Here is a 24700-nt window from a genome sequence, read left to right on the forward strand (position 1 = left end):
GTCAGGCCTCCCCCGCCGCCTGGGCGGCCTGCTCCGAGCGCGGGTGCAGGGCAGGCGCAGCCGGGTCCGGTCGGTCGGGCACCGCGCCGGGCAGGCCCTCGACCACGTGGCCGGCGCCACCGCGCCGGGCGCGCTCCACGGCCCAGAAGATCGCCTCGGGCGTCGCCGGGGAGGCGAGCTCGACGCTGGTGCCCTCGGGGCCGAACGCGGCGGCTGCCTCGCGCAGCGCCTCGCGCACCGCGAACGCGAGCATCAGCGGCGGCTCGCCCACGGCCTTCGAGCCGTAGACGGCGCCGTCCTCGTGGGCGTGCTCGAGCAGCGCGACGTTGAGCTCGTCGGGCAGCTCGCCGATGCTCGGCAGCTTGTAGGTGCTCGCGGACTGGGTGGTCAGCCGCCCGCGCGCCGGCCCGTCGGTCTCGTCCCAGCGCAGGTCCTCCAGCGTCAGCCAGCCCACCCCCTGCGCGAAGCCGCCCTCGACCTGCCCGATGTCGACGAGCGGGGAGAGGCTGTCGCCGACGTCGTGGACGATGTCGACCCTGCGGGTGCGGTGGGCGCCGGTGAAGCCGTCCACCTCGACCTCCGCCGCCGCGACGCCGTAGGCGAAGTACTTGAACGGGTGGCCGCGCATGACGGTGGAGTCCCAGTGGATGCCCTCGGTCCGGTAGAAGCCGGCGGCCCACAGCTGCACCCGGCTGAAGTAGGCCTCGCGGACGAGCTCCTCCCACGCCAGGCCGCGTCCGGCGTCGACCTCGCGCAGGCGCGAGAGGACCTGTTCGCAGGCGTCCTTGACGGCGCCGCCGTTGAGGTCGGCGCTCGAGCTCGCCGCGGTCGCGGAGGTGTTGGGCACCTTGTCGGTGCGGGTGGGCGCGACCCGGACCTTCCCGAGCGGCACGCCGAGGGTGGTGGCCGCGACCTGCAGCATCTTGGTGTGCAGGCCCTGGCCCATCTCGGTGCCGCCGTGGTTGATCAGCACCGAGCCGTCCTTGTAGACGTGCACGAGCGCGCCGGCCTGGTTGAAGGCGGTGAAGTTGAAGGAGATGCCGAACTTCACCGGCGTCACCGCGAGGCCGCGCTTGCGGTGGGGGTGGGCGGCGTTGAAGGCCGCCACCTCCGCGCGCCGGCGTAGGACGTCGCCCGTGGTCAGCACCTGCTCCCACGCGCCCGCCGCCCGCTCGGGGTGGCGCACCGGCTGGCCGTAGGGGGTGGCCTGGCCCTCGACGTAGAAGTTGCGGCGGCGCAGCTCGACCGGGTCGATGCCCAGCAGCGGCGCGCACCGACCGAGGACGTCCTCGATGACCAGCATCCCCTGCGGCCCGCCGAAGCCGCGGAACGCGGTCTGCGAGGTCTTGTGGGTGTGCGCGACCCGACCCTGGAGGCGGACGTGCGGGATCCAGTAGGCGTTGTCGACGTGGCACAGCGCGCGGGCGAGGACCGGCTCGCTGAGGTCGAGGCTCCAGCCGCCGTCGGAGGTCAGCGTCGCCTCGAGCGCCGCGAGCCGTCCGTCGTCGTCGAAGCCGACGCGCCACTGGGCGTGGAAGCCGTGGCGCTTGCCGGTCATCGTCATGTCGTGGGTACGGCTCAGGCGCAGGCGCACGGGCCGACCGGTCAGGACCGCCCCTAGGGCGGCGACCGCCGCGAACCCGTGCGGCTGCATCTCCTTGCCGCCGAAGCCGCCACCCATCCGCAGGCACTGCACGGTGACGTGGTGGCTGGCCAGGCCGAGCACGTGCGCCACGATCTCCTGCGTCTCGCTGGGGTGCTGCGTGCTGCTCTGGACGAACACCTGGCCGCCCTCGTCGACGAGGGCGAGCGAGGCATGGGTCTCGAGGTAGAAGTGCTCCTGCCCGGCCATCTCGGTGACGCCGCTGAAGACGTGGGCCGCGCCCGCCAGGCCCGCCTCGACGTCGCCCCGGGCGATGACCGGCCGGCCACCCTGGAAGCTCTCGGCCTCGATCGCCTCGGCCAGCGACACCACCGCCGGGAGCGGCTCGTAGTCGACCTCGACCGCGGCGGCGCCGAGGCGGGCGGCCTCCAGGGTTTCGCCGAGCACCCAGCACACGGCGTGGCCGACGAACATCGCGATCTCGGGGAAGAGCGGCTCGTCGTGCTTGACGCCCGCGTCGTTGGTGCCGGGCACGTCGTCGGCGGTCAGCACCCGGACGACGCCCGGCACGGCGAGGGCCGGCGCGGGGTCGAGGCGGGTGATGCGCGCGTGCGCGTGGGGCGAGCAGACCGGGTGCGCGTGCAGCGCTCGCGGCGTACGGACCACGAGGTCGTCGGTGTAGAGCGCGTGCCCGGTGACGTGCTGGGCGGCGCTCTCGTGGACCAGCGCGCGGCCGACCACGGCGTCGGCGGGGCGGCGGGACAGCTGGCTCACGGGGACCCCTCCCCTGCCGACTCCCCTGCCCAGTCCTCGGCCCACCAGGCCCTGAGGGCGTTGCCGAGCATCGCCGAGCGGTAGGCCGCGCTGGCGCGCTGGTCGTCGATGGGGGTGCCCTCGCCCGCCAGGACGGCGGACGCGGCCTCGACCGTGTCGGCGTCCCAGGACCGGCCCTCGAGCGCCGCCTCGGTGGCGATCGCCCGCAGCGGGGTGGCCGCGACGCCGCCCAGGCCGATCCGGGCGCGGACGACGGTGCCGTCGGTGACGTCGAGGGCGACTGCGACGGCGACGCTGGAGATGTCGTCGAAGCGGCGCTTGGCGATCTTGCGGAAGGTCGTACGGGCGGAGAGCGGGGTCGGGACCCGGATCGCGCGGATCAGCTCGGCCGGGCGCAGCACGGTCTCGCGGTAGCCGGTGAAGAAGTCGGCCAGCCCTACCTCGCGCTCGCCGTCGGCCGAGGCCAGCACGAGCCGCGCCTCCAGCGCCAGCAGGGCCGGTGCGAGGTCGCCGATCGGGGACGCGGTGGCGAGGTTGCCCCCGATGGTGGCGCCGTTGCGGATCAGCCGCGACGCGAACTGCGGCCAGACCTGCGCGAGCAGCGGCACCTCGTCGCCGAGCGCGGCCTCGACCTCGCTGAGCGTGAGGGCGGAGCCGATCTCGATCCCGCGGTCACCGCGGGTGACCTCGCGCAGCTCGGGCACCCGGTCGACGGCGACGACGTACGCCGCGCGCCGGCCGCGGAGGTTGGCCTCCACGCCCCAGTCGGTGGAGCCGGCGACGACGGTCGCCTCGGGGTGCTCGGCGAGCAGCGCGAGCGCGTCGGCGAGGTCGGCGGGACGGGCGAAGCCCTCGGCTCGGGTCGCAACCGGGGGCGGCGCTGGCCGGTCCTGTCGCGCGAGCAGCGGGTCGTCCGTCGCCGGGGCGCCGAGGGCGCGACCGGCGTCGCGGATCGGCCGGTAGCCGGTGCAGCGGCACAGGTTGCCGCCGATGGCGTGCACGTCGAACCCGTCAGGTCCGGGAACGCGGTCGGGACGGTAGTACTCCGCGGCCAGCGAGCACACGAAGCCGGGCGTGCAGTAGCCGCACTGGGAGCCGCCGACCTCGGCGAGCCCGGACTGGACGGGGTGGAGCGCCTCGGGGCTGCCGAGCCCCTCCGCGGTCACGACCTCCTGGCCGTCGAGGGCGAGGGCCGGGACGAGGCAGGCGTTGACCGGTGCCCAGCGGCTGCCGTCCCCGTCGGGGCGGGCGACCAGCACCGCGCAGGCGCCGCACTCCCCCTCCGCGCAACCCTCCTTGGCGCCCGTCAGCCCCAGGCCGCGCACGAAGTCGAGCGCGTTGGTGTGGGCGGGCACGCCGGCGAGCGGGCGCGGCAGCCCGTTGACGGTGACCTGTGGATCGGGCACGTTCCTCCCTCGGGCCCGGGCAGGGTGCCCGGCTCTCGCATGGTTGGGAGTCACGGGCCGCCGGTTGTCCATGCCGAACGACGACCTGCCACCACCCATCGTACGTGACGCAGGTCACGTCCCGCCTGCGCTACGTGCGCAGCCGGGGGTGGCGGTTGACGTCCTTGTAGAGAAGGTAGCGGAAGCGTCCCGGTCCACCGGCGTAGCAGGCCTGCGGGCAGAAGGCGCGCAGCCACATGAAGTCGCCCTCCTGCACCTCGACCCAGTCCTGGTTGAGCAGGTAGACCGCCTTGCCCTCCAGGACGTAGAGGCCGTGCTCCATCACGTGCGTCTCCGGGAACGGGATGGCACCGCCGGGCTCGAAGGTGACGATGTTGACGTGCATGTCGTGGCGCACGTCGAGCGGGTCGACGAAGCGCTGCGTGCCCCACGCCCCGCCGGTGTCGGGCATCGGCTCGATCGACACGTCGTCCTCGTGGACCACGAAGGGCTCCGGGACCTCGACGCCGTCGACGGGCTCGTAGGCCTTGCGGATCCAGTGGAAGGTCGCGGTCGCCGCGCCGGCGTTGCGCAGCGTCCAGGGCGTGCCGGGCGGAACGAAGGCGTACGACCCGGGGCGCAGCGGGTGCGCGGCCCCTCCGGCCCCGTCCAGCCGCAGCTCGGCCGACCCGTCAACGACGAAGAGCACGGACTCGGCGTCGGGGTCGCCCTCGGGCCGCTCGGACCCGCCGCCCGGTCCCACCTCGACGACGTACTGGCTGAAGGTCTCGGCGAAGCCCGACAGCGGCCGGGCCAGCACCCACAGCCGCGTGTCGTCCCAGTGCGGCAGCCGGCTGGCGGTGATGTCGCTGAGCGTGCCGCGCGGGATGACGGCGTACGCCTCGGTGAAGACCGCTCGGCCGGACTGGCCGGTGGTCAGCTCGGTCTGCGGGGGCAATCCGCCGCGCGGCACCCAGTACTGGCTCATGCGCCCCTCCTCAACAGCCGGCCCCGCGGCCCGGCGTCGACGTCCACCGGGCGCCCGCGCAGCCAGGTGGCCCGCACGGTGCCGGTGAGCGTACGCCCGGCGTAGGCCGAGACCGGGTTCTTGTGGTGCAGCGAGGTCGGGTCGACGACCCACTTCTCGTCGGGGGCGAAGACGCACAGGTCGGCGTCGTGTCCCACGGCGATCTCGCCCTTGCCGGCCAGCCCGACCAGGCGGGCCGGGGCGGTCGCCATCCAGCGCACCACGTCCGTGAGGGGCACGCCCCGCTCGCGCGCGCACGTCCACACGACCGGCAGGCCGAGCTGGAGGGAAGCGATGCCGCCCCACGCCTCGGCGAAGTCGCCGGTGTCGGCGCGCTTGAGCTCGGCGGTGCACGGCGAGTGGTCGCTGACGACCATGTCGATGTCGCCGCTGCCCAGCGCGGCCCAGAGCGCGTCGCGGTTGTCAGCGCCGCGGATCGGCGGGCAGCACTTGAGCTCGGTGGCGCCGTCGGGGATCGAGCCCGCCTCGAAGTGGAGGTAGTGCGGGCAGGTCTCCACCGAGACGTCGACGCCGCCGGCGCGGGCCGCACGCAGGGTCGGCACCGCGCCCGACGCGCTGAGGTGGACGACGTGCGCACGGGCCCCGGTGGCACGGGCGGTGTCGACCACCAGGGCGATCGCCCGCTCCTCCGCGGCGTCCGGTCGGCTCTCGAGGAACCCGCGGTAGGCCGTGCCGTGGGCGCACTCGACGACCTCGTCGGCGTCCTCCGCGTGCACGATCATCAGCGTCCCGAGGCGGGCGACCTCGGCCATCGCCTCCGCGAAGTCCTCCGGGGGGAGGTGGGGGAACTCCTCGACGCCGGAGTCGAGCAGGAAGCACTTGAAGCCGAACACACCCGCGTCGTGCAGGCCCGCGAGGTCGCCGATGTTGCCCGGGACCGCGCCGCCCCAGAAGCCGACGTCCACCCACGCCTGGTCCTCGGCCACGCGTCGCTTCTCCTCCAGCGCCGTCACAGTGGTGGTCGGCGGGACGCTGTTGAGCGGCATGTCGACGATCGTGGTCACACCGCCTGCCGCTGCGGCACGGGTGGCGCTGGCGAAGCCCTCCCACTCGGTGCGGCCGGGCTCGTTGACGTGGACGTGGGTGTCGACCAGACCGGGCAGCAGCACCTCGTCGTCGGCGAGCTCGACGACCTCCGCCGCGTCGAGGTCGTCGTACGCCGCCACCGCGACGATGCGGCCCTCGCGGATGCCGACGGACGCCGCTCGCTCCTGCCCGTCGACGACCGCCCGAAGGGCGCGGACGACCGTGTCGAGCGGCTCGGTCCCGGCTCCCACCTCAGCTGCCCCGGTAGGTCGAGTAGCCGTACGGGCTCAGCAGCAGCGGCACGTGGTGGTGCTCCCCGGCGGCGACGGTGAAGGTCACGGCGACCTCGGGGTAGAAGGTGACCTCGCCACGGGCGGCGTACCAGGCGCCGGTGTCGAAGCGCAGCCGCAGGTCGCCGGTGGGCAGGTCGGCGGCCAGGGCGCCGACCCGCCCGTCGGTGTCGGTGACCCCCTCGGCGAGGACCGTGCCGTCGGTGGCCTCGAGGCGCACGGCGACCCCGGCGGCGGGACGACCGCCCGCGGTGTCGAGGACGTGCGTGCTCAGCGATGCTCCGGTCGCAGCCATCAGGACAGCGCCTCCCTCATCCGCAGGACCGCGATCTGGGTCAGCTCGTCGACGGTCACGGCGCGCTCGGCCTCGTCGGTGTTGTCGAGCCGTGCGTGCAGGTGCTCGAGGATCTCCGGCCCGCTGCGACCAGCCGCCCGGACGATGAAGACCCGCCCGAAGCGCTCCTCGTAGGCCCGGTTGCCCTCAGCCAGCCGACGGGCCAGGTCGGCGTCGTCCGCGTCCACGCCCGCCTGCTCGCGGGTGGAGTGGGCGGCGTCGTGCCGCGCGGCGTCGGCGCGCTCGCCGATCCGCGGGTGGCGGGCGAGAGCCTGCTCCAGCTCAGCGTCCGTCATCGTCCTGGAGGCGGCGATCATCGCGTTCTCGAGCTGGTTGAGGTCCGCGTACGGCCGCCCCGCCAGGACCTGGTCGGCCCAGCCGGGTGCGTCGAGGCAGGTGAGCAGCTGCTCGCGGGCCTCTTGCACCTCGGCGTCGTTGAAGGCGACGAGTGCGGGACTGGTGGCGCTCATGAGGTCTCCTCCTCGCGGGTCACGGTCGCCTCGATGAGGCCGTACGGCCGGTCGGCGGCGATGAAGACCTCGCCGGGGTTGTCGAGGCCGAAGGGCGCGAGGTCGACGAGGAAGTGGTGCTTGTTGGGCGCGACGAACGAGATCTCGGCGATCTCCTCGTGCGTCTCGAGGACCGTACGCCCCATCGCGTACAGCGTCTCCTGCAGCGCGTGGCTGTAGGTGGTGGCGAAGGTGCTGAGCAGCAGCGCCCGCACCGCGTCGTACGTCGCGTTCCAGTCGATCCCGTCGGCGCGGGCGTAGCGCCAGGTCGCGCGCAGCGCGGTGGCGAGGATGCGGTCGTCGGTGTCGGCGAGCGTGGTGTAGTCGTCGTGCAGGAAGTCCTTGAACTCCGAGCCGGTCGACTTCAGCACCACCAGGTCCCGCAGCCCCGAGGTCACCACGACCCCGTCGTCGCTGACGTCGACGCCCGTGGTGCGCACCTCGGTGCCGCGGCGCACGAACGCGTGGTCGTGCCCGTCGCCGTCGACGGCGATCCGGTCCCACGCGTGCTCGTCGACGGCGATCTCCGCGCCGGTCGCGGCCGGTGTCGCGGCCAGGAGCCGCCGCCCGAGGGCGATCGCGTAGTCCTCCGGAGAGGTGACCCCGTGGCGCTTCGCGAACGCGAAGGCGGTGTTCTTCTGGGTGTCGGTCGGCAGGACCGCCGACTGGTCGCCGTCGACGTGCGCCGCCTCGAAGTCGCCGCGCAGCGCCGAGGACACCGTGAGGTCGCGGATCTCGTGGCGCGGGGTGTCGCGCACGATCCGGACGACGCGCGACTCCGCCTTGCCGTAGCGGTTCGGTCCCAGCACGATCCCCATCCCAGCCCCCATCCCAGCCCCCATCTCAGCTCTCTCCCCCGTCGGTCCCGCCCGTGCGGTGGGCCAAGCCGGCCAGCACGTCGATGTCCACCAGCCCGGCGTCGTGGACCTCCTCGCGCGACACGGCGCCGCAGTCGAGGCCGCGCAGGACGAAGTCGGCCAGCGCACGGGCGGTCGCCGGCTCGTCGAGGATCGCGGTGTCCTGCCGCGCGACGTAGGCGCGCAGCCGTGCGGCCGCGGCCGGGAGGCCCTCGCGGTAGAACGCGAACGTGGCGGCGTAGCGCGTCGGCAGCTGCGCCGGGTGCAGGTCCCAGCCCTGGTAGAACCCGCGTTCGAGCGAGCGTCGGACGAGACGCAGGTGGTTGTGCCACGCGGCCGCGACCTGGTCGGGCGCGCCCACGGGCAGCACGTTGGTGGACCCGTCGGAGAGACGTACGCCGGTGCCCGCCGCCGCGGCCTGCATCACGGCCTTGGCGTGGTCGGCGACGGGGTGCTCGAGGCTCTGGTGGGCGGCCGCGATGCCGCAGGACGCGGAGTAGTCGTAGGTGCCGTAGTGCAGGCCGGTGCAGCGGCCGTCGGAGGCGTGGACCATCCGCGCCACCAGCGCGGTGCCGTCCGCGCCGAGGATCGACTGCGGCGTCTCGACCTGGATCTCGAAGCGCAGCGCACCGAGGTCGAGCCCGAGCTCGGTCTCGAGCCGACCGGCCGCGTGCACCAGCGCCTCGACCTGCTCGACCGCGGTCACCTTGGGCAGCGTCACGACGAACCCTCGCGGCAGCGGGCGGCCCGCGACGAGCCGGGCGACGAACAGGGCCAGCGTGCGTACGCCGCGGCGCCGGGTCGGTGCCTCGAACCCCTTGACCCGGATGCCGGTGAACGACGGCGCGACGCCGGCGTCGAGGGCCGCGCGCAGCTCGTCGGCCGCGCGCTCGGCGTCGCGGTCCTCCTCGTCGTCGGGGCGCGTGCCGTAGCCGTCCTCGAGGTCGATGCGCAGGTCCTCGACCGGCTCGCGCGCGAGCTTGTCGCGGACGCGGGACACGAGGTCGGGATCGCGGTCGAGCACCTCGAGGAAGAGCTCCTCGTGGGCGGCGACCGTGGCCAGCGCGGCCGCACCGTGCTCGGCCACGAGGCCGGCATGGAAGCGGTCGGCCGGGACGTACAGGGTGTGCACGGGCTGCCGGCCCGGGCGCTCGCCGGGATAGCCGGCGGCGAGCGCGGCGTCGACGTCGGCGAGGCGCGCGTCGAGGTCGTCGGCGAGCGCACCCGCCAGGCGGTCGAGGCCCTCGCGGCGATCCATGCAGGGAATCTAGGGCATCGGTCAGTGCGCGGGGGGCCGCTTGCGCCGCGGCGCCGGGCGCGTCGGGTCGTCGTCGGGGCGGTCGGGATCCGCCGGCACGACGATGGGCCTCCACCGCGCCCAGCCGAAGAAGACGGCCGCGACGGCGAGCAGCGCGAGCCCGGTCCAGAGGTTGGCGTTGACGCCACCGGTCTTCTCCGGCTCGTGCTCGCCGAGGAGCCCGGCGAGCACCAGGATCACGCCGTAGACCCCCATCAGGGCGCCGATGATGTTGCGGACGTCGAACGCGCCGGCCTTGCGGGCGGAGGTCCCGGACTGCCCGGCGGTGGTGTCGGAGGACATGGTGGCCCCTCTCGTGGGTGGGCGATCAGAAGGCGACGTTGAGGACGATGACCATCGCGAGCGCGACGCCGGCGAGCGGGATCGTGCGTTGGTACCACGGCATCGCGGCCTCGTCGGGGTCGACGAGGTCCTCGCGCGGCGTCTCGGACCAGACGAGGCCCTTGAGCTCGGAGGCGGGCTTGGGCTTCGTGACGAGCGTGACGAGGACGCTGAGGACGATGTCGACGACGAACGCGGTCGAGGCGGCGAGGAAGGCGACGCCCTGCCCGGGGAGCTCGAAGACGCCCGCGGCGGCCAGCCGGTCGACCGCCACCGCCGACAGGGTGCCGAAGACCAGGCCGACCCAGCCGGCGGTCGGGGTCATCCGCTTCCAGAACATGCCGAGGATGAAGGTCGCGAAGAGCGGGGCGTTGAAGAAACCGAACAGCGTCTGGAGGTAGTTCATGACGTTGTCGTAGCCGAGCGCGATCTGGGCGGTGAAGATCGCGATGACGGTCGCTGCGACCGTCGCCAGGCGCCCGACGCGCAGGTAGTAGTCGTCGTCGTGGTCCTTGCGGATGTAGCGCTGCCACAGGTCGTAGGAGAAGACCGTGTTGAACGCCGAGATGTTGGCTGCCATGCCGGCCATGAAGGCGGCCAGCAGGCCGGCGATGGCCAGGCCGAGGAGGCCGTTGGGCAGCACGTCGCGCATCAGCAGCAGCAGGGCGTCGTTGTAGGTCACGTCGCCGGCGGCACCGCCGCTCGGTGTCCCGCCGTTCTTGAGCTCGACCATCTCCGCGACCAGGACAGCCGAGATCATGCCGGGGACGATCACGATGAACGGGACGAACATCTTGGGGAAGGCGCCGATGATGGGCGTCCTGCGCGCGGCGGAGATCGAGTTGGACGCCATGGCGCGCTGCACCTCGACGAAGTTGGTCGTCCAGTAGCCGAAGGACAGCACGAACCCGAGGCCGAACACGATCCCGATCACCGACAGCAGCTCGGAGTCGAAGCCGGCGAGCGCCTGACCGGGCCAGGACTCGAGCTGCTGCTCGGCCGGTGGGACGCCGGCGTCGACCGGGGCGCCGTCGGCCGCGGCGGTGATCTTGTCGGTGAGCCCGTCCCAGCCGCCGACCCGGTTGAGGCCGATGAGGGTCAGCGGGGCGAGGGCAGCCACGATGACGAAGAACTGCAGCACCTCGTTGTAGATCGCCGCGCTCAGGCCGCCGAGGGTGATGTAGGACAGCACGATCACGCCGGCCACGATCAGGGCGATCCAGATCGGCCAGCCCAGGAGCGCGCTGACGATGCCGGCGAGCAGCGCGAGGTTGACTCCGGCGATCAGCAGCTGGGCCACGGCGAAGCTGATCGCGTTGACCAGGTGGGCGCCGGTGCCGAAGCGCCGCAACATGAACTCCGGGACCGAGCGGACCTTGGAGCCGTAGTAGAACGGCATCATCACGACGCCGAGGAACAGCATCGCCGGCACCGCGCCGACCCAGAAGTAGTGGACCGTCGGCAGGCCGATCTCCGCGCCGTTGGCCGACATGCCCATGATCTCGACCGCGCCGAGGTTGGCCGAGATGAACGCCAGCCCGGTCACCCACGCCGGCAGCGAGCGGCCCGAGAGGAAGAAGTCGATCGAGTCCGAGACCGACCGCCGGGCCATCACGCCGATGCCGAGGACGAAGCCGAAGTAGATCGCCACCAGCAGGTAGTCCAGCCAGTTGGCGTCGATGAGGGTGTCGGAGCCCATGGTGCCTCCCGAGATCAGCGTCGTTGGACCACCAAGCAACCTAGACCCGTACGGAGTCCTCGACGACCACCCCTCCGGGGGTCACTCGCCGACGACCACCTCGACCTCGACGCCCTCGGAGCTCTCGACGTACAGCGCGACGTGGGCCTCGCCGCCCGCGTGCGGGTAGCGGTCGGCGTACAGCTCGTGCCACCCATGATCCGTCGACTCCGACCGCATCCGGTCGAGCTCCTCGCGCGAGCCGACCGTCAGGGCCAGGTGGTTGATGCCGGGCCGGAGCCGGTCGTGGGTCCCGTGCTGGTCGGGCGAGTGCTCCACGAACACGTACGTCCCGTCGGGGTGGACCCACGACAGCATCCGCTCGTCGCGCTGCCAGCCGCACCTGGCGAGCAGCCACCCCCACTCCCCCTCGGCAGTCGCGACGTCGTCGACCCACAGGTCGAGGTGGTGCAGGGCGCGCGGCATGGGCCGACCCTACTCACGGGGGATCCCCCGTTTGCGCGATGCGGCCACCGTCCTGCCCCGACATCGTGACCCCATGACGGCACCACGACGGCTCGTACACCTCGCCTCGCTCGCACTCGTGCTCGCGCTGCCGGCCGCTCCCGCTGCAGCGGAGCAGGCCCGCGAGCGCGACGCATCCGGTGACATGATCCGGGTCGAGGAAGGTGGGGGCGATCCGCAGGCGGCGCCCACCGCGCGGGTCGGGGACGTGGTGCGCACGACCTTCCGGCACGACGTCGGACGGGTCGTCGTACGGACGCGGTTCGCCGCGCTCGAGCGGGCGGGACGGCGCTTTACGGTGTGGGCGGACGTGCAGGACCGGCCCGGGCACACCTGGTACGTCGGCGTGCAGGCCACCAGGCGCGACCGCGGAGGCGAGACGATCCTGATGGACGGACGCGGCCGCGACCTGCCGTGCACCGCGCGGCACCGCATCCGCTACGGCGCCGACACGGTGCGGGTCGCGGTCCCGCGCAGCTGCTTCGGCGACCCGGAGCGCCTGCGGTTCAGGCTGCTCTCCGAGCACGTGCGGCGGAGCTGGGACCACGCCTGGCTCGACAACGGCCTCGCCCCGACGATGGACGACCGTCGCTGGACCGCGTGGCTGACCCCGGGTTGATCCTCCGCCGTCCGTACGCCTGACCGTGGCAGGGTGAGCGGGTGTCCCGTCCTGTCTCGGTGTCGCTGGCGGCCGCCCTCGTCGTCCTCGGCGTCGTGCTGGCCGTGGCGCCTGCTCTCGCCGCGGGCTTCACGATCTGCGGGGTGTCGGGCTGCACGGGCGGTGCCTTCGGGCGCGCCACCGACCCCGGGCTGACGCTGGTGCTGCTCCTCGTCACCGGCGTCGTCGCTGCTCTCCCGCTGGCGATCTACGCACTCACGCGTCGCAGCCCGCGCCTCGGTGCGTACGCCCTCGCGCTGGCCGCGGTCGCGACCCTGCTCACCGGGCTCGTCATCGGCTCCGACCTCCGCGGCTGCCCGCGCGACGTCTCGCAGGAGACGTGCCTGGAGGAGGCGGCATAGGTCTCCCCGATGGTCGAGGAGGGACGAAGTCCCGTCACGAGACCCCCACCCCCGCTGGTCGAGGAGGGACGGAGTCCCGCACGAGACCCCCTCCTCCCGCTGGTCGAGGAGCGACGAAGTCGCGTCACGAGACCCCCCGCCCCCGCTGGTCGAGTAGCCCGCGAGGGACGAGCGGGCGTATCGAGACCCCTTCCCCGCCGGTCGAGGAGGGACGGAGTCCCGTCACGAGGCTACTGTCGGTGGCGCCCTCTAGAGTCGAACGCATGATCGAAGTAGCAGCCGCGCTGAAGGCAGGTGAGGTCGAGGACCTCACCGCCTCCGACCTGCTCGCCTCGATCCGAGCGGAGCGGGACGCCGAGAACGCCGCCGCCGCCCGCCAGCTGGCCCTGGCTGCCCGGTGGGCCGACCTGCACCCGCCGGAATCGATCCACTCCGCCGCCTCGTTCGCCGTGCCTGGCTGTGAGCACGAGGAGCCCATCGCCGGTGAAGGGACACCGTTGGTGGCGGAGTTCTGCGTCGCCGAGCTCGGCACCGTCCTCGGGATCTCCACGACGGCGGCGAAGAAGCTCATCGGGCATGCCCTCGAGCTGCGCCACCGCCTCCCTCGCCTTTGGGCCCAGGTCCACGCAGGTGCCGTTCCCGCGTGGCGGGCCCGGACGGTCGCCGAGACCACCATCCACACCAACCCTGCACTGACCCGTGAGGCGGCGGGGTTCGTCGACGCGCAGGTCGCCGCCGTCGCCGGCCGGATCGGTGCCGCGCAGCTCGACCGGCTCGTCGCGGAGACCATCACGCGCTACGACCTCGCCGTCGCCGACCCGACAGCCGATCCCGACGACGGCTACCTCCACGTGGACCCGCGCCACGTGACGGTCCACGACCAGGACGTGCATTTCGCCGGCACGATGCGCATCGAGGCCGAGGTCGACCTCGCCGACGCCCTCGACCTTGACCGCGCGGTCGCGCACGACGCCGCCACCCAGAAGGCCCTCGGCTCCACCGAGTCGTTGGACGCCCGCCGGGCCAAGGCCCTCGGGAACCTCGCCCGCACCCAGACCGCGCTCGACCTCGCGGATCCGGGCACGGACAGCGAGGACCTGCCGCCCGCGCGGGAGGTCGTCATCCACGCCCACTTCGACGCCACCCTGTCCGGCGACACCACGATCTTCGGGCCCACCGGACGCATGGAGAACGGCCAACGCCTCGTCCTGCTCGAGCAGATCCAAGCCTGGTGCGGCGACACCCGCACCCGAGTGACGATCAAGCCGGTCATCGACCTCCACACCCAGCTCACTGGCCAGACGCGCAAGATCCCAGCCACCATCCGCGAACAGATCATCCTCCGGGACCGCACCTGCGTGTTCCCGAACTGCGGCCGCCCCGCCCGCGGCTGCGACATCGATCATCTCGTGCCCTGGGACGAGCACGTCGAAGCCGAGGGCAGACCCCAGCCCGGGCCGACCACCACGAGCAACCTCGCCGCCCTCTGCAGGTTCCACCACCGACTCAAGACCCACTCACCCTGGCGCTACGCCATGGTCGCCCCCGGGGTGTTCGAGTGGACGGCTCCCCACGGCTACCGCTACCGACGCGACCACACCGGCACCACCGAGCTCGACCCACCGGATCCTCCCGGTGTCCCGCGCCCCCTACGACGATGACCCCGTCCCACACCCCGCCACAGCACTGACCGGCGGGCCCACAGGCACGTCCTCTTGTGCCGATCGTGGGATTCTCGGGTGGTGCCCCTACCCGTCCTCTGCGGCCCTCGGCTCGTGCTGAGGCCTGCAACCCTGGACGACCTCGACTTCCTTGCTGCGCTCAACAGCGATCCGACCGTGATGGCGCACATCTCGGGTGGCCCGCGGTCGCGTTCGCAGACGGAGGACGAGTGGGGTCGACGACTCGGGGCACGATCTGCGATCGACGCCGGCCTCGGTTACTGGATCGGATCGGTCGGCGCGGAGACGGTCGGTTGGTGGGGGCTCGGCCACACGCCCGGCGAGCCGGACGCAGGCGAGCTCGGCTTTCGCTTGCATCAGGCGCATTGGCGCCGGGGCTCGCCAGGGAGGGGGCGTACGCGCTGCTCCGTCACGCGTTCGTCGACCGCGACGTGGCGCGCGCCTGGGCCGGGACCATCACGACGAACCTCGGGTCGCGGCGGGCCTTGGCGGCCGCTGGCCTGTCGTGCACGGACGAGCCCGCACCCGGGGTGCTGACCTACGAGGTCAGCTCGAGCGTGTGGCGCGCACTGGCGAGGACGGCCGACCCCACGTCCTGATCCCCATGCGCTACGCCACGTCGAGGTCGGAGGAGACCTTGCCGAAGACCACGAGGTCGACCCGTCCGGCGTGGACGATGCCAGCCGACCGCGCGACGCCCTCGCGGGTGAACCCGGCCGACACCGCTGCCCTCTGCGACGACATGTTGCCCACGGCACAGTGGATCACCACTCGCGCCATGCCCTGCTCGGACAGCGCCCAGTCGGCAAGGAGCTTCGACGCCCTGCCTGCGAGCCCGCGTCCTCGCCCCCAGGGCGCGACCCAGTAGCCGATCTCGGTCGTGCGCGCTCGCCAGTCCGTCTTCTTCAGGTCGATGACGCCGCACAGACGTCCGCCGACCTCGATCCGTCGCACGATGCCTGCTCCGCTCGCGTGCATCCCGGGTGCGATGTCCTCGATGAAGGCGCGTGCCACGTCGTGGGTGTACGGCGACGGGAGCGGCAGCCATCGCTGGGTGAGCTCGTCACGGCACCCGGCCGTGACGTCGTCGACGTCGCCGGGCCCGAGGGGACTGAGACGGACGCCGGCGCCCTCGAGCACCGCATCGGCGAACTGATGCTCCACGCCCGCAGGCTGGGCCGCGCTCACTCCCACTCGATGGTGCCCGGCGGCTTCGAGGTGATGTCGAGGGTGACCCGGTTGATCTCCTCGACCTCGTTGGTGATCCGCGTCGAGATGCGCTCCATGACCTCGTAGGGCAGTCGCGCCCAGTCGGCCGTCATCGCGTCCTCGGAGGTGACCGGGCGGATCACGACGGGGTGGCCGTAGGTGCGGCCGTCGCCCTGGACGCCGACCGAGCGGACGTCGGCGAGCAGCACGACAGGCATCTGCCAGATGTCGCGGTCCAGGCCCGCGCGGGTGAGCTCCTGACGCGCGATCGCGTCGGCGCGGCGCAGGATGTCGAGCCGCTCGGCCGTCACCTCGCCGATGATGCGGATGCCCAGTCCCGGGCCGGGGAACGGCTGGCGCCACACCATCTCGGCGGGCAGGCCGAGCTGCTCGCCGACGAGGCGGACCTCGTCCTTGAACAGCGTGCGCAGCGGCTCGACCAGCACGAACTCGAGGTCCTCCGGCAGGCCGCCGACGTTGTGGTGGGACTTGATGTTGGACGTGCCGGCGCCGCCGCCGGACTCCACGACGTCGGGGTAGAGCGTGCCCTGGACGAGGAAGCCGACCTTCTCGCCCTGCTCGGCGGCCTCGCCGAGGACCTGCACCTCGGCGGCCTCGAAGGCACGGATGAACTCCCGGCCGATGATCTTGCGCTTCTCCTCGGGGTCGGTGACTCCGGCGAGCGCGGCGAGGAACGTCTCGCGCGCGTCGTACACGTGGAGGTTGACGCCGGTGGCGGCGACGAAGTCGCGCTCGACCTGCTCGGCCTCGCCCTCGCGCAGCAGGCCGTGGTCGACGAAGACGCAGTGCAGGCGCTCGCCGATGGCGCGCTGCACGATCGCCGCCGCGACGGCGGAGTCGACACCACCGGACAGCCCGCAGATCGCCAGCCCCGAGTCGCCGATCTGCTCGCGCACCCGCTCGATCTGCTCCTCGGCGATGTTGAGCATCGTCCAGGTCTGGCGGGCGCCGGCGATGTGGTGCAGGAAGTGCTCGAGGACCTTCTGGCCGTGCTCGGAGTGCAGCACCTCGGGGTGCCACTGCACGCCGGCGAGCCCGCGGTCGACGTCCTCGAAGGCGGCCACAGGGGTGACGTCGGTGGAGGCGAGGACGGTGAAGCCCTCGGGCGCCTGCGCGACCGAGTCGCCGTGCGACATCCACACCTTGTGCTCGACCGGGATGCCGGCCAGCAGGGTGCCGGGCTCGGTGACGGAGACCGGCGTACGGCCGTACTCGCGCGCGCCGGTGTGGGCGACCTCGCCGCCGAGGCCCTTCGCCATCAGCTGGAAGCCGTAGCACATCCCGAAGACCGGGACCCCGGCCGTGAAGACGCCGGTGTCGATGCCGGGCGCACCCTCGGCGTACACGCTCGACGGCCCGCCGGACAGGATGATCGCCTTCGGGTTGCGCGCGAGCATCTCGGCCACCGGCATCGTGTGCGGCACGATCTCGGAGTAGACCCGGGCCTCGCGCACCCGCCGCGCGATGAGCTGGGCGTACTGGGCCCCGAAGTCGACGACGAGGACCAGGTCGTGCTCTGCAGGCTGCGTCACGACGCGGAGTCTATCGGCGCGCCGCCCCGCGCCGGCACCCGCGGGGCCCGCCGGGAGTCGCCCCAGGGCCCGATCGGGGAGGGAGGGTGATCGGGCCCTGGGGCTTGGCACCCGGCATGGCCGAGAACCCGGGAGCCCGACCCTTGGGAGGGAGCATGACTGCCGGACCCCTTACCCCGCCCAACGACGTCTGCGAGGGGTGGTTACGGCGCTGGCCGACGAATCTCGGACGAGATCCCGGTGGCTCAGCTGACGCCGACGATCGGCAGGCGCAGCGCGCCGGGCGCCGCGTCCGGCACGACGGGGTTCTTCGGCTCCACCGGCGCCAGCCGGCGGTAGGCGGACCCTAGCGCCGGGCGCGGGTCGGCCTCGCCCTTGTTGGGCCAGAACGCCATCGCCCGCTCGGCCTGCGCGGTGATCGTCAGCGACGGGTTGACCCCGAGGTTGGCCGAGATCGCGGACCCGTCCACGACGTGCAGGCCCTCGTGGCCGAACAGCCGCTGCCACGGGTCGACCACGCCGGTCTCGGGCGAGTCGCCGATCGTGCAGCCGCCGATGAAGTGGGCGGTCAGCGGGCGGTCGAACGGCTCGCCGACGTTGCCGCCGGGCGTGCCCCCCATGACCTCCGCCATCCGGCGTACGGCGTCGTAGGCCACCGGGATGTAGGTCGGGTTGGGCCGGCCGTGGCCCTGCTCGGAGGTCATCCGCCAGCCGAGGCGGCCCTTGACGCCCTTGGTGGTGATCGAGTTGTCGAGCGTCTGCATCACCAGCGCGACCACCGTGCGCTCCGACCAGTGCCGGAAGTCGTAGAGGTCGAGCGCGGTGCGCCGCTGCCGCCACAGCTCCTTGAGCCAGGTGCGGACACGTGACGTGCCGGGGACGTCGTCGGCCAGAACGGTCTGCATGAGCGCCATCGCGTTGGAGCCCCTGCCATAGCGACAGGGCTCGATGTGGGTGACGTCGTCGGGGTGCCACGACGACGTGATCGCGACGCCCTCGGTGTAGTCGACGGAGTTGTCGGGCGCGAGCGCGCCGAGGATCGCCTCGGAGTTGGTGCGCGTCAGCACGCCGAGCCGGTCGCTGATGCCCGGCAGGTCGCCCTCTCCCTTGAGCTGGTGCAGCAGCTTCTGGGTGCCGAGCGCAGCCGCGGAGAACACCACCTGGTCGGCGGTGAACGTCCGGGTGGCGGACTGCTTCCTCGACAGGCGCGAGAGCTTGGCCTTCGTCCACCGCGCGGTCACCTCGTAGCCGCCGCCCGGGCGGGGACGGACCCGCGTCACCGTCGTCATCGGGTGGACCGTCGCCCCGGCGTGCTCGGCCAGGTGGAGGTAGTTCTTGACCAGGGTGTTCTTGGCGTTGTGACGGCACCCGGTCATGCACTCGCCGCAGTTGCGGCACGCGTTGCGGGCCGGACCCACCCCGCCGAAGAACGGGTCCTCCACCCGCTCGCCGGCCTGCGCGTCGGGCCCCCCGAAGAAGACGCCGACCGGGGTCGGATGGAAGGTGTCGCCGACGCCCATGTCGTCGGCGACCTTCTTCATCACCTCGTCGGCCGGGGTGAGGCGGGGGTTCTCGACCACGCCGAGCATCCGCTTGGCCTGGTCGTAGTAGGGCGCGAGCTCGGTCCTCCAGTCCGTGATGTGGGCCCACGAGGGGTCGCGGTAGAACGCGTCGAGCGGCTCGTACAGGGTGTTGGCGTAGACCAGGGACCCGCCGCCCACGCCCGCGCCGGCGAGGATCAGGCAGTCCTTGACCATGTCGATGCGCTGGATGCCGTACATGCCGAGGGCCGGGGCGAAGAGGAACCGCCTCGCGTCGAAGGACGTGGCCGGGAAGTCGTCGTCCTCGAAGCGCGCACCCGCCTCCAGGACCCCGACGGAGTAGCCCTTCTCGGTCAGCCGCAGCGCGGTGACGGACCCGCCGAAGCCGGACCCGACGACCAGCACGTCGTAGTGCCGGGCCGCGGGACGGGCCGTGCTCATGCCCGTCCCAGCTTGTTGAGCACGCGCAGCGCGACGGTCATCACCTTGGCGTGGGTCTCCTCCGACATCCCGAGCAGCGGCGAGATCGGGGCGAGGCGCTGCGTCGCGACGGACTGGGTCTCGGTGTAGCGCAGCACGCCCTCCGGGCCCTGGCGCCGACCGAGGCCGGACTCGCCCATGCCGCCCATCGGCGCCGCGAGCGAGCCGAAGGTCGCGCCGTAGGCCTCGTTGACGTTGACCGTGCCGCACCTGATCCGTCGCGCGAGCGCACGCCCGCGCGCGCCGTCGCGCGTCCACACCGAGGCGTTGAGGCCGTACGGACCGTGGTTGGCGCGCTCGACCGCCTCGTCCTCGCTGTGGAAGCGGTAGATCGAGACCACCGGACCGAAGGTCTCCAGGCCGAAGCACTCCATGTCGGCCGTGACGCCCTCGAGGATCGTCGGCTCGAAGACGTAGGGCCCGAGGTCGGGGCGGTGCCGGCCGCCGGTGAGCACGTGGGCGCCCTTGGCGACGGCGTCCTCGACGTGGGCGGTGACGGCGTCGAGCTGGGCCTGGGAGATCAGCGAGCCCATGTCGACCGACCAGTCGTGGCTGGCGCCCAGGGTCATCGCCTCGGTGCGCGAGACGAACGCGTCGACGAACCGGTCGTAGACCTGGTCGGCGACGAAGAGTCGCTCCATCGACACGCACAGCTGCCCGGCGTTGGAGAACACCGCACGGGTGGCGCCCTCGGCGGCGCGCTGCACGTCGGCGTCGCGCAGCACGAGCATCGGGTTCTTGCCGCCGAGCTCGAGCGAGCAGCCGACGAGCCGATCGGCGCACCCCCGCGCGATCGTGCGACCGGTGGCGGTCGACCCGGTGAAGCAGACGTAGTCGGCCTGGGAGACGATCGCCCCGCCCACCTCGGGTCCGGGCCCGGCCACGACCTGCCACAGCTCGGGCGGGAAGCCGGCCTCGTCGAGGAGCTGCGCGGCGAGCAGCGCGGTGAGCATCGTCTGCGCGTCGGGCTTGATCACCACGGCGTTGCCCGCGAGCAGCGCCGGCAGGCCGTCGCACAACGCCATCGTCAACGGGTAGTTCCAGGGCGAGATGATGCCGACCACGCCCTTGGGCACCCGGTTGACCTCGGCTCGGGTCAGCACCGGGAACATGCCGCCCACGCGCACGGTGTCGAGGTGCTGGTGGGCCGTACGGGCGTAGTAGCGCGCGGTGAGCGCGAGGTGCGCGACCTCGAGGTAGGCGTCCTTGCGGGCCTTGCCGGACTCCCACAGCACCAGGTCGATCAGCTCCTCCTGGCGGTCGAGGAGCAGGTCGTGCAGCCGCAGCAGCGCGGCCGCGCGGTCGTCGACCGACGTCGCCGCCCACGACGCCTGCGCGCGGCGCGCCCGGGAGAACGCCTCGGCCACGTCCGCCGGGCTGGACTGCGGCACGTGCGCGAGCGGCCTGCGCCCGATCGGGGAGGCCACGGCGGCCGTCTCGCCGGTGGTGCTGACGATCCGCCGCGTCAGGGAGGAGACGTACGAGCGGTCGAGGCCGTAGGCGGCCGTGGTGTCGTGCTCGGGGTCGGCGGGGCCGTCGCCGATCGAGCCGCCGGAGGGGGCGCCGGTGTGGCTGTGCTCACTCATCCACGCAGCGTAGGTCGCCCCCCGAGACCGTTGCTACCGGTTGGTCACTTCGTCCCAGCATTTGACACTTCTGGTCATTTTGTCCAGCGACGGCTCAGACGATGTCGGGCGCCTTCACCCGGGCCTCGTCGGCCTCCTGGTCGGTGGCCATGAGCTGGCTCTGCCGCTCGGCCTCGACGCGGCGCAGGTAGTGGTCGACCTCGGCGTCGACCTGGGCCTCGTCCCAGCCGAGCGCCTCGCCCATCAGCTCCGCGGCCGGGCGGGCCGCGGAGATCCCGCGATCGAAGGTCTCGATCGAGATGCGCGTGCGCCGGGCCAGGACGTCGTCGAGGTGGCGGGCGCCCTCGTGCGTGGCGGCGTAGAGGACCTCGGCGCGCAGGTAGTGCTCCGCGCCGGGCAGCGGCTCGCCGAGCTCGGGTCGCTCGTGGATCATCGCGAGGACCTCGTCGACGAGCCCGCCGTAGCGGCCGAGCAGGTGGTCGATGACGCCGATGTCGAGGCCCGAGGACCGGCTCAGCGCGACCCGCTGGTTGGTCCGCGCCTCGTGGCCCCACGCCCCCATCAGCGGCACCCGGTCGGTGATCGAGGCGGGCGTGACCCCGAAGTCGCGGATCGCGTGGTCGACGGCGTCCTTGGCCATCACCCGGTAGGTGGTCAGCTTGCCGCCGGCGACGAGCACGAGGCCCGGCACCGGGTTGGCGACGGTGTGCTCGCGGGAGAGCTTGGTGGTCTCCCCCATGTCGCCCTCCTTGCGCATCGGCTTCAGCAGCGGGCGCAGGCCGGCCCAGACGCCGATGACGTCGCGGTGGTCGAGCGGGTCCTTGAGCAGCCGGTTGACGTGGCCGAGGAGGTAGTCGATGTCGGTCTTGCTCGCCGCCGGGTGGGCGAGGTCGAAGTCCCAGGCGGTGTCGGTCGTGCCGATGATCCAGAACTGCCCCCACGGGATCACGAACAGCACCGACTTCTCGGTCTTGGTGATGAAGCCGCACTCGGAGCGGATCCGGTCGCGCGGGACGACGAGGTGGATGCCCTTGCTGGCGTCGACGTCGAGCTGCGCCTGCCCGCCCAGCAGCTGCTGCACCTCGTCGGTCCACACGCCGGCCGCGTTGATGACGACCCGGGCGCGGATCTCGAGGTCCCTCTGGCCCTCGAGGTCGCGCGCCTGCACCCCGACGACCCAGTCGCCCTCGCGCAGGAACCCGGTGACCTTCGTACGGGTCGCGACGTGGGCGCCGTTGTTGGCCGCGGTGCGCGCGATGGTCATCACCAGGCGGGCGTCGTCGACCTGGCAGTCGTAGTAGCGGATCGCGCCGTGCAGGTCGTCGGTCCTGATGTCCGGGGCCATCCGGGCGAGCTGCTTGCGGAAGACGTGCTTGTGCTTGGGGACGCCCATGTCGTACTTGCCGGCCATCGCCATGCCGTCGTAGAGCGCGACCCCGGCGCCGACGTAGGGCCGTTCCCACGCGTGCTCGAGCGGGTAGAGGAACGGCACGGGGCGTACGAGGTGGGGCGCGAGCCGCGTGAGCAGCAGGCCGCGCTCCTCCAAGGCCTCCTTGACCAGCGCGAAGTCGAGCATCTCGAGGTAGCGCAGGCCGCCGTGCACGAGCTTGGACGAGCGGGACGACGTGCCGGAGGCGAGGTCGCGCTGCTCGACGAGGCCCACCTTGAGGCCGCGGGTCACGGCGTCGAGGGCCGCGCCGACGCCGACGATGCCGCCGCCGACGACGAGGACGTCGAGCTCGCCCGCCCCGAGCTGGTGGAGCGCGTCAGCGCGCTGGTCGGCGTCGAGGGCCTTGGCGAGCGTCATGCCCCAGATTGTCGCAGGCCGTTCCAGAGCCGGCGGGGCGTGCCTCAGTGCTGGACGACGACCTCGATGCGCTGGAACTCCTTGACCTCGGTGTAGCCCGTGGTCGCCATCGCGCGGCGCAGCGCGCCGACGAGGTTCATGGTGCCGTCGGCCGTGCGGGACGGACCGAACATGATCTCCTCCAGCGTGCCGACCGGGGCGAACTCGACGCGCTGCCCTCTCGGGAGCTCGGCATGCGTGGCCTCGCTGCCCCAGTGGAAGCCGCGGCCCGGCGCCTCGGTGGCGCGCGCGAGGGGCGAGCCGATCATCACGGCGTCGGCACCGCAGGCGATGGCCTTGGCGATGTCGCCGGAGCTGCCGATCGAGCCGTCGGCGATGACGTGGACGTAGCGCCCGCCCGACTCGTCGAGGTAGTCGCGTCGCGCCGCGGCGACGTCGGCGACGGCGCTGGCCATCGGGACCGCGACGCCGAGGACGGTGCGGGTGGTGTGCGCGGCCCCGCCGCCGAAGCCCACCAGCACGCCCGCCGCGCCGGTGCGCATCAGGTGCAGCGCGGCCTGGTAGGTCGCGCAGCCGCCGACGATGACCGGGACGTCGAGCTCGTAGATGAACTCCTTGAGGTTCAGTGGCTCGGCCTGGCTGCTGACGTGCTCGGCGGACACGGTCGTGCCGCGGATGACGAACATGTCGACGCCCGCGTCGACGACGGCCTTGACGTGCTCCTTGGTGCGCTGCGGCGACAGCGACCCGGCGACGGTGACGCCGGCCGCACGCATCTCCTTGAGCCGCGCGGTGATGAGCTCGGGCTTGATCGGCTCGGCGTAGATCTCCTGCATCCGGCGGGTCGCCTCGGCGCCCTGCAGTCCGGCGACCTCCTCGAGCAGGCCGGTCGGGTCGTCGTACCGCGTCCAGAGGCCCTCGAGGTTGAGCACCCCGAGGCCGCCCATCTGGCCCAGCGCGATCGCCGTCGAGGGAGACATCACCGAGTCCATCGGCGCGGCCACGACGGGGATGTCGAAGCGGTAGGCGTCGATCTGCCAGGCGGTGCTGACCTCCTCGGGGTCGCGGGTGCGCCGCGAGGGCACGATCGCGATGTCGTCGAAGGAGTAGGCGCGGCGACCGCGCTTGGCACGGCCGATCTCGATCTCGGTCACAGGTCGCAGCCTAACGGCGTCGGGTCAGAAGCCGAGGTCGCGGGCGGTGGCGCGGATGCGCTCGGCGCTGGCGCGCAGCCCGGCGAGCTCGCCGTCGTCCAGCGGCACCTCGAGACGTCGCTCGGCGCCGCCCGTGCCCACCACGGTCGGGACGGACAGGCACACGTCGCTGATCCCGTGGTAGCCGGTGAGCAGCGTGGAGACCGGCAGCACGCGCTTCTCGTCGCGCAGGACGGCCTCGATGATCCGGCTGGCCGAGACCCCGATGGCGTAGTTGGTGGCGCCCTTGCCCTTGATGATCTCGTAGGCCGCACCCACCACCTCGGCGGCCATCGCGTCGCGCTCGGCGGCGGGCAGCAGGTCGGTCAGGGGCACGCCGCCGATGCTCGCGCTGCTCCACAGCGGGATCTCGCTGTCGCCGTGCTCACCCACGACGTACGCGTGGACGTTCTGCACCGCGACCCCGCACCGGGCCGCCACCAGCCCGCGCAGGCGGGCCGAGTCGAGCACCGTGCCCGAGCCGAAGAGCTGCTCGGTGCCGAGGCCGGTGAGCTTCTGCGCGGCGTAGGTCACGACGTCGACGGGGTTGGTGACCATGACGATGCGCGCGTCCGGGGCGGCCTCGACCAGGGCCGGCATCAGGGTGCGGAGCATGCCGGTCGTGGAGGCCGCGAGGTCCAGGCGTGACTGGCCCGGCTGCTGCTTTGCGCCGGCGGTCACCGCGACCACCTGTGCCCCCGCGCAGACCGACACGTCGGTGGAGGCCTCCACGTGCGCGGTCGGCAGGAACTGCAGTCCCTGCCGCAGGTCGAGCTCCTCGGCTCGCACCTTGGCGGCGTCGACGTCGTGCAGGGCGACGGTGGTCGCGACGCCGCGCACCAGGCACGCGTAGGCCAGTGTCGAGCCCACGGCACCGGCTCCGACGATGGCGATCTTGGCGGAGGTCATGCCTCACCCTAGGGCGATGCCGGCGGGAGTGCGGTCCGGACCAGTGATCCAC

At 72.8% G+C, this 24700-nt stretch carries 22 protein-coding genes and 1 pseudogene; 5 read left to right on the forward strand and 18 right to left on the reverse strand.

Annotated features, from left to right (window positions below):
- Position 1: 1 nt before the first annotated feature.
- From xdhB to IE200_RS08515, 11 genes are all read right to left on the reverse strand, one after another.
- Positions 2-2377 carry a xanthine dehydrogenase molybdopterin binding subunit gene (gene xdhB, locus IE200_RS08465; protein WP_191278960.1) on the reverse strand — a complete coding sequence of 792 codons (2376 nt, stop codon included), beginning with the start codon at positions 2375-2377 and terminating at the stop codon, positions 2-4.
- Complete coding sequence (locus IE200_RS08470; RefSeq protein WP_191278963.1) at positions 2374-3783, reverse strand: xanthine dehydrogenase small subunit; 1410 nt, start codon at positions 3781-3783, stop codon at positions 2374-2376. The genes xdhB and IE200_RS08470 overlap by 4 nt, the downstream gene beginning before the upstream one ends.
- 130 nt (positions 3784-3913) lie before the next feature.
- Positions 3914-4750, reverse strand: a complete 837-nt coding sequence (locus tag IE200_RS08475; RefSeq protein WP_191278965.1) for a bifunctional allantoicase/(S)-ureidoglycine aminohydrolase — start codon at positions 4748-4750, stop codon at positions 3914-3916.
- A complete protein-coding gene (gene allB / locus IE200_RS08480) occupies positions 4747-6087 on the reverse strand; it encodes an allantoinase AllB (RefSeq protein WP_191278968.1) in 1341 nt (446 codons plus the stop codon). The genes IE200_RS08475 and allB overlap by 4 nt, the downstream gene beginning before the upstream one ends.
- Before the next feature lies 1 nt (position 6088).
- Positions 6089-6421 carry a hydroxyisourate hydrolase gene (gene uraH, locus IE200_RS08485; RefSeq protein ID WP_191278976.1) on the reverse strand — a complete coding sequence of 111 codons (333 nt, stop codon included), beginning with the start codon at positions 6419-6421 and terminating at the stop codon, positions 6089-6091.
- Positions 6421-6930 (reverse strand): 2-oxo-4-hydroxy-4-carboxy-5-ureidoimidazoline decarboxylase, encoded by a 510-nt coding sequence (uraD, locus tag IE200_RS08490; protein WP_191278983.1) that lies wholly within the window; start codon positions 6928-6930, stop codon positions 6421-6423. The genes uraH and uraD overlap by 1 nt, the downstream gene beginning before the upstream one ends.
- The gene (pucL, locus tag IE200_RS08495) at positions 6927-7787 is read right to left on the reverse strand and encodes a factor-independent urate hydroxylase (RefSeq protein WP_191278985.1); all 861 of its coding nucleotides are present in this window, start codon (positions 7785-7787) and stop codon (positions 6927-6929) included. Before pucL ends, uraD begins: the two co-directional genes overlap by 4 nt.
- A gap of 25 nt (positions 7788-7812) precedes the next feature.
- Positions 7813-9084, reverse strand: coding sequence for a DUF6986 family protein (locus IE200_RS08500; RefSeq protein WP_191278988.1), 1272 nt, complete (start codon positions 9082-9084; stop codon positions 7813-7815).
- Between the two features lie 21 nt (positions 9085-9105).
- Complete coding sequence (locus IE200_RS08505; RefSeq protein WP_191278990.1) at positions 9106-9426, reverse strand: hypothetical protein; 321 nt, start codon at positions 9424-9426, stop codon at positions 9106-9108.
- Between the two features lie 25 nt (positions 9427-9451).
- Positions 9452-11164, reverse strand: coding sequence for a sodium:solute symporter family protein (locus IE200_RS08510; protein WP_191278992.1), 1713 nt, complete (start codon positions 11162-11164; stop codon positions 9452-9454).
- An 81-nt stretch (positions 11165-11245) separates the two neighbouring features.
- Positions 11246-11629, reverse strand: coding sequence for a VOC family protein (locus IE200_RS08515; RefSeq protein WP_191278994.1), 384 nt, complete (start codon positions 11627-11629; stop codon positions 11246-11248).
- Between the two features lie 73 nt (positions 11630-11702).
- Between IE200_RS08515 and IE200_RS08520 the strand changes: the two genes are divergently transcribed.
- The 5 genes and pseudogenes from IE200_RS08520 (at position 11703) to IE200_RS20705 (ending at position 14969) form a co-directional block, all read left to right on the forward strand.
- Positions 11703-12287, forward strand: a complete 585-nt coding sequence (locus IE200_RS08520) for a hypothetical protein (RefSeq protein ID WP_191278997.1) — start codon at positions 11703-11705, stop codon at positions 12285-12287.
- Between the two features lie 41 nt (positions 12288-12328).
- Positions 12329-12688 (forward strand): hypothetical protein, encoded by a 360-nt coding sequence (locus tag IE200_RS08525; protein ID WP_191278999.1) that lies wholly within the window; start codon positions 12329-12331, stop codon positions 12686-12688.
- Positions 12689-12951: 263 nt separating this feature from the next.
- Positions 12952-14349, forward strand: coding sequence for an HNH endonuclease signature motif containing protein (locus tag IE200_RS08530; protein WP_191279007.1), 1398 nt, complete (start codon positions 12952-12954; stop codon positions 14347-14349).
- A gap of 114 nt (positions 14350-14463) precedes the next feature.
- Positions 14464-14688, forward strand: a pseudogene (locus IE200_RS21180) (GNAT family N-acetyltransferase); the annotation flags it as partial.
- A 47-nt stretch (positions 14689-14735) separates the two neighbouring features.
- Entirely contained in the window at positions 14736-14969 is a 234-nt protein-coding gene (locus tag IE200_RS20705; RefSeq protein ID WP_229856299.1) for a GNAT family N-acetyltransferase, read from the forward strand.
- Between the two features lie 10 nt (positions 14970-14979).
- On the opposite strand, the gene IE200_RS08540 is transcribed toward IE200_RS20705, so the two are convergent.
- The 7 genes from IE200_RS08540 to IE200_RS08570 all read right to left on the reverse strand — a co-directional run bounded on the left by IE200_RS08540 (position 14980) and on the right by IE200_RS08570 (position 24648).
- Positions 14980-15534, reverse strand: a complete 555-nt coding sequence (locus IE200_RS08540; protein ID WP_191279012.1) for a GNAT family N-acetyltransferase — start codon at positions 15532-15534, stop codon at positions 14980-14982.
- A 20-nt stretch (positions 15535-15554) separates the two neighbouring features.
- Positions 15555-17132, reverse strand: coding sequence for a glutamine-hydrolyzing GMP synthase (gene guaA, locus IE200_RS08545; RefSeq protein WP_191279018.1), 1578 nt, complete (start codon positions 17130-17132; stop codon positions 15555-15557).
- A gap of 245 nt (positions 17133-17377) precedes the next feature.
- Positions 17378-19114 (reverse strand): GMC oxidoreductase, encoded by a 1737-nt coding sequence (locus IE200_RS08550; RefSeq protein WP_191279020.1) that lies wholly within the window; start codon positions 19112-19114, stop codon positions 17378-17380.
- Positions 19111-20739 (reverse strand): succinic semialdehyde dehydrogenase, encoded by a 1629-nt coding sequence (locus IE200_RS08555; protein ID WP_191279022.1) that lies wholly within the window; start codon positions 20737-20739, stop codon positions 19111-19113. Before IE200_RS08555 ends, IE200_RS08550 begins: the two co-directional genes overlap by 4 nt.
- Before the next feature lie 94 nt (positions 20740-20833).
- On the reverse strand, positions 20834-22546 hold the full coding sequence (locus IE200_RS08560; protein ID WP_191279024.1) for a glycerol-3-phosphate dehydrogenase/oxidase: 1713 nt from the start codon (positions 22544-22546) through the stop codon (positions 20834-20836).
- Positions 22547-22590: 44 nt separating this feature from the next.
- Entirely contained in the window at positions 22591-23700 is a 1110-nt protein-coding gene (locus tag IE200_RS08565; protein ID WP_191279026.1) for a GuaB3 family IMP dehydrogenase-related protein, read from the reverse strand.
- Positions 23701-23724: 24 nt separating this feature from the next.
- Positions 23725-24648 (reverse strand): L-lactate dehydrogenase, encoded by a 924-nt coding sequence (locus IE200_RS08570; RefSeq protein ID WP_191279028.1) that lies wholly within the window; start codon positions 24646-24648, stop codon positions 23725-23727.
- Positions 24649-24700: the final 52 nt, after the last annotated feature.

It is taken from the genome of Nocardioides flavus (ex Wang et al. 2016) (assembly GCF_014653115.1).
Classification (GTDB): domain Bacteria; phylum Actinomycetota; class Actinomycetes; order Propionibacteriales; family Nocardioidaceae; genus Nocardioides; species Nocardioides flavus.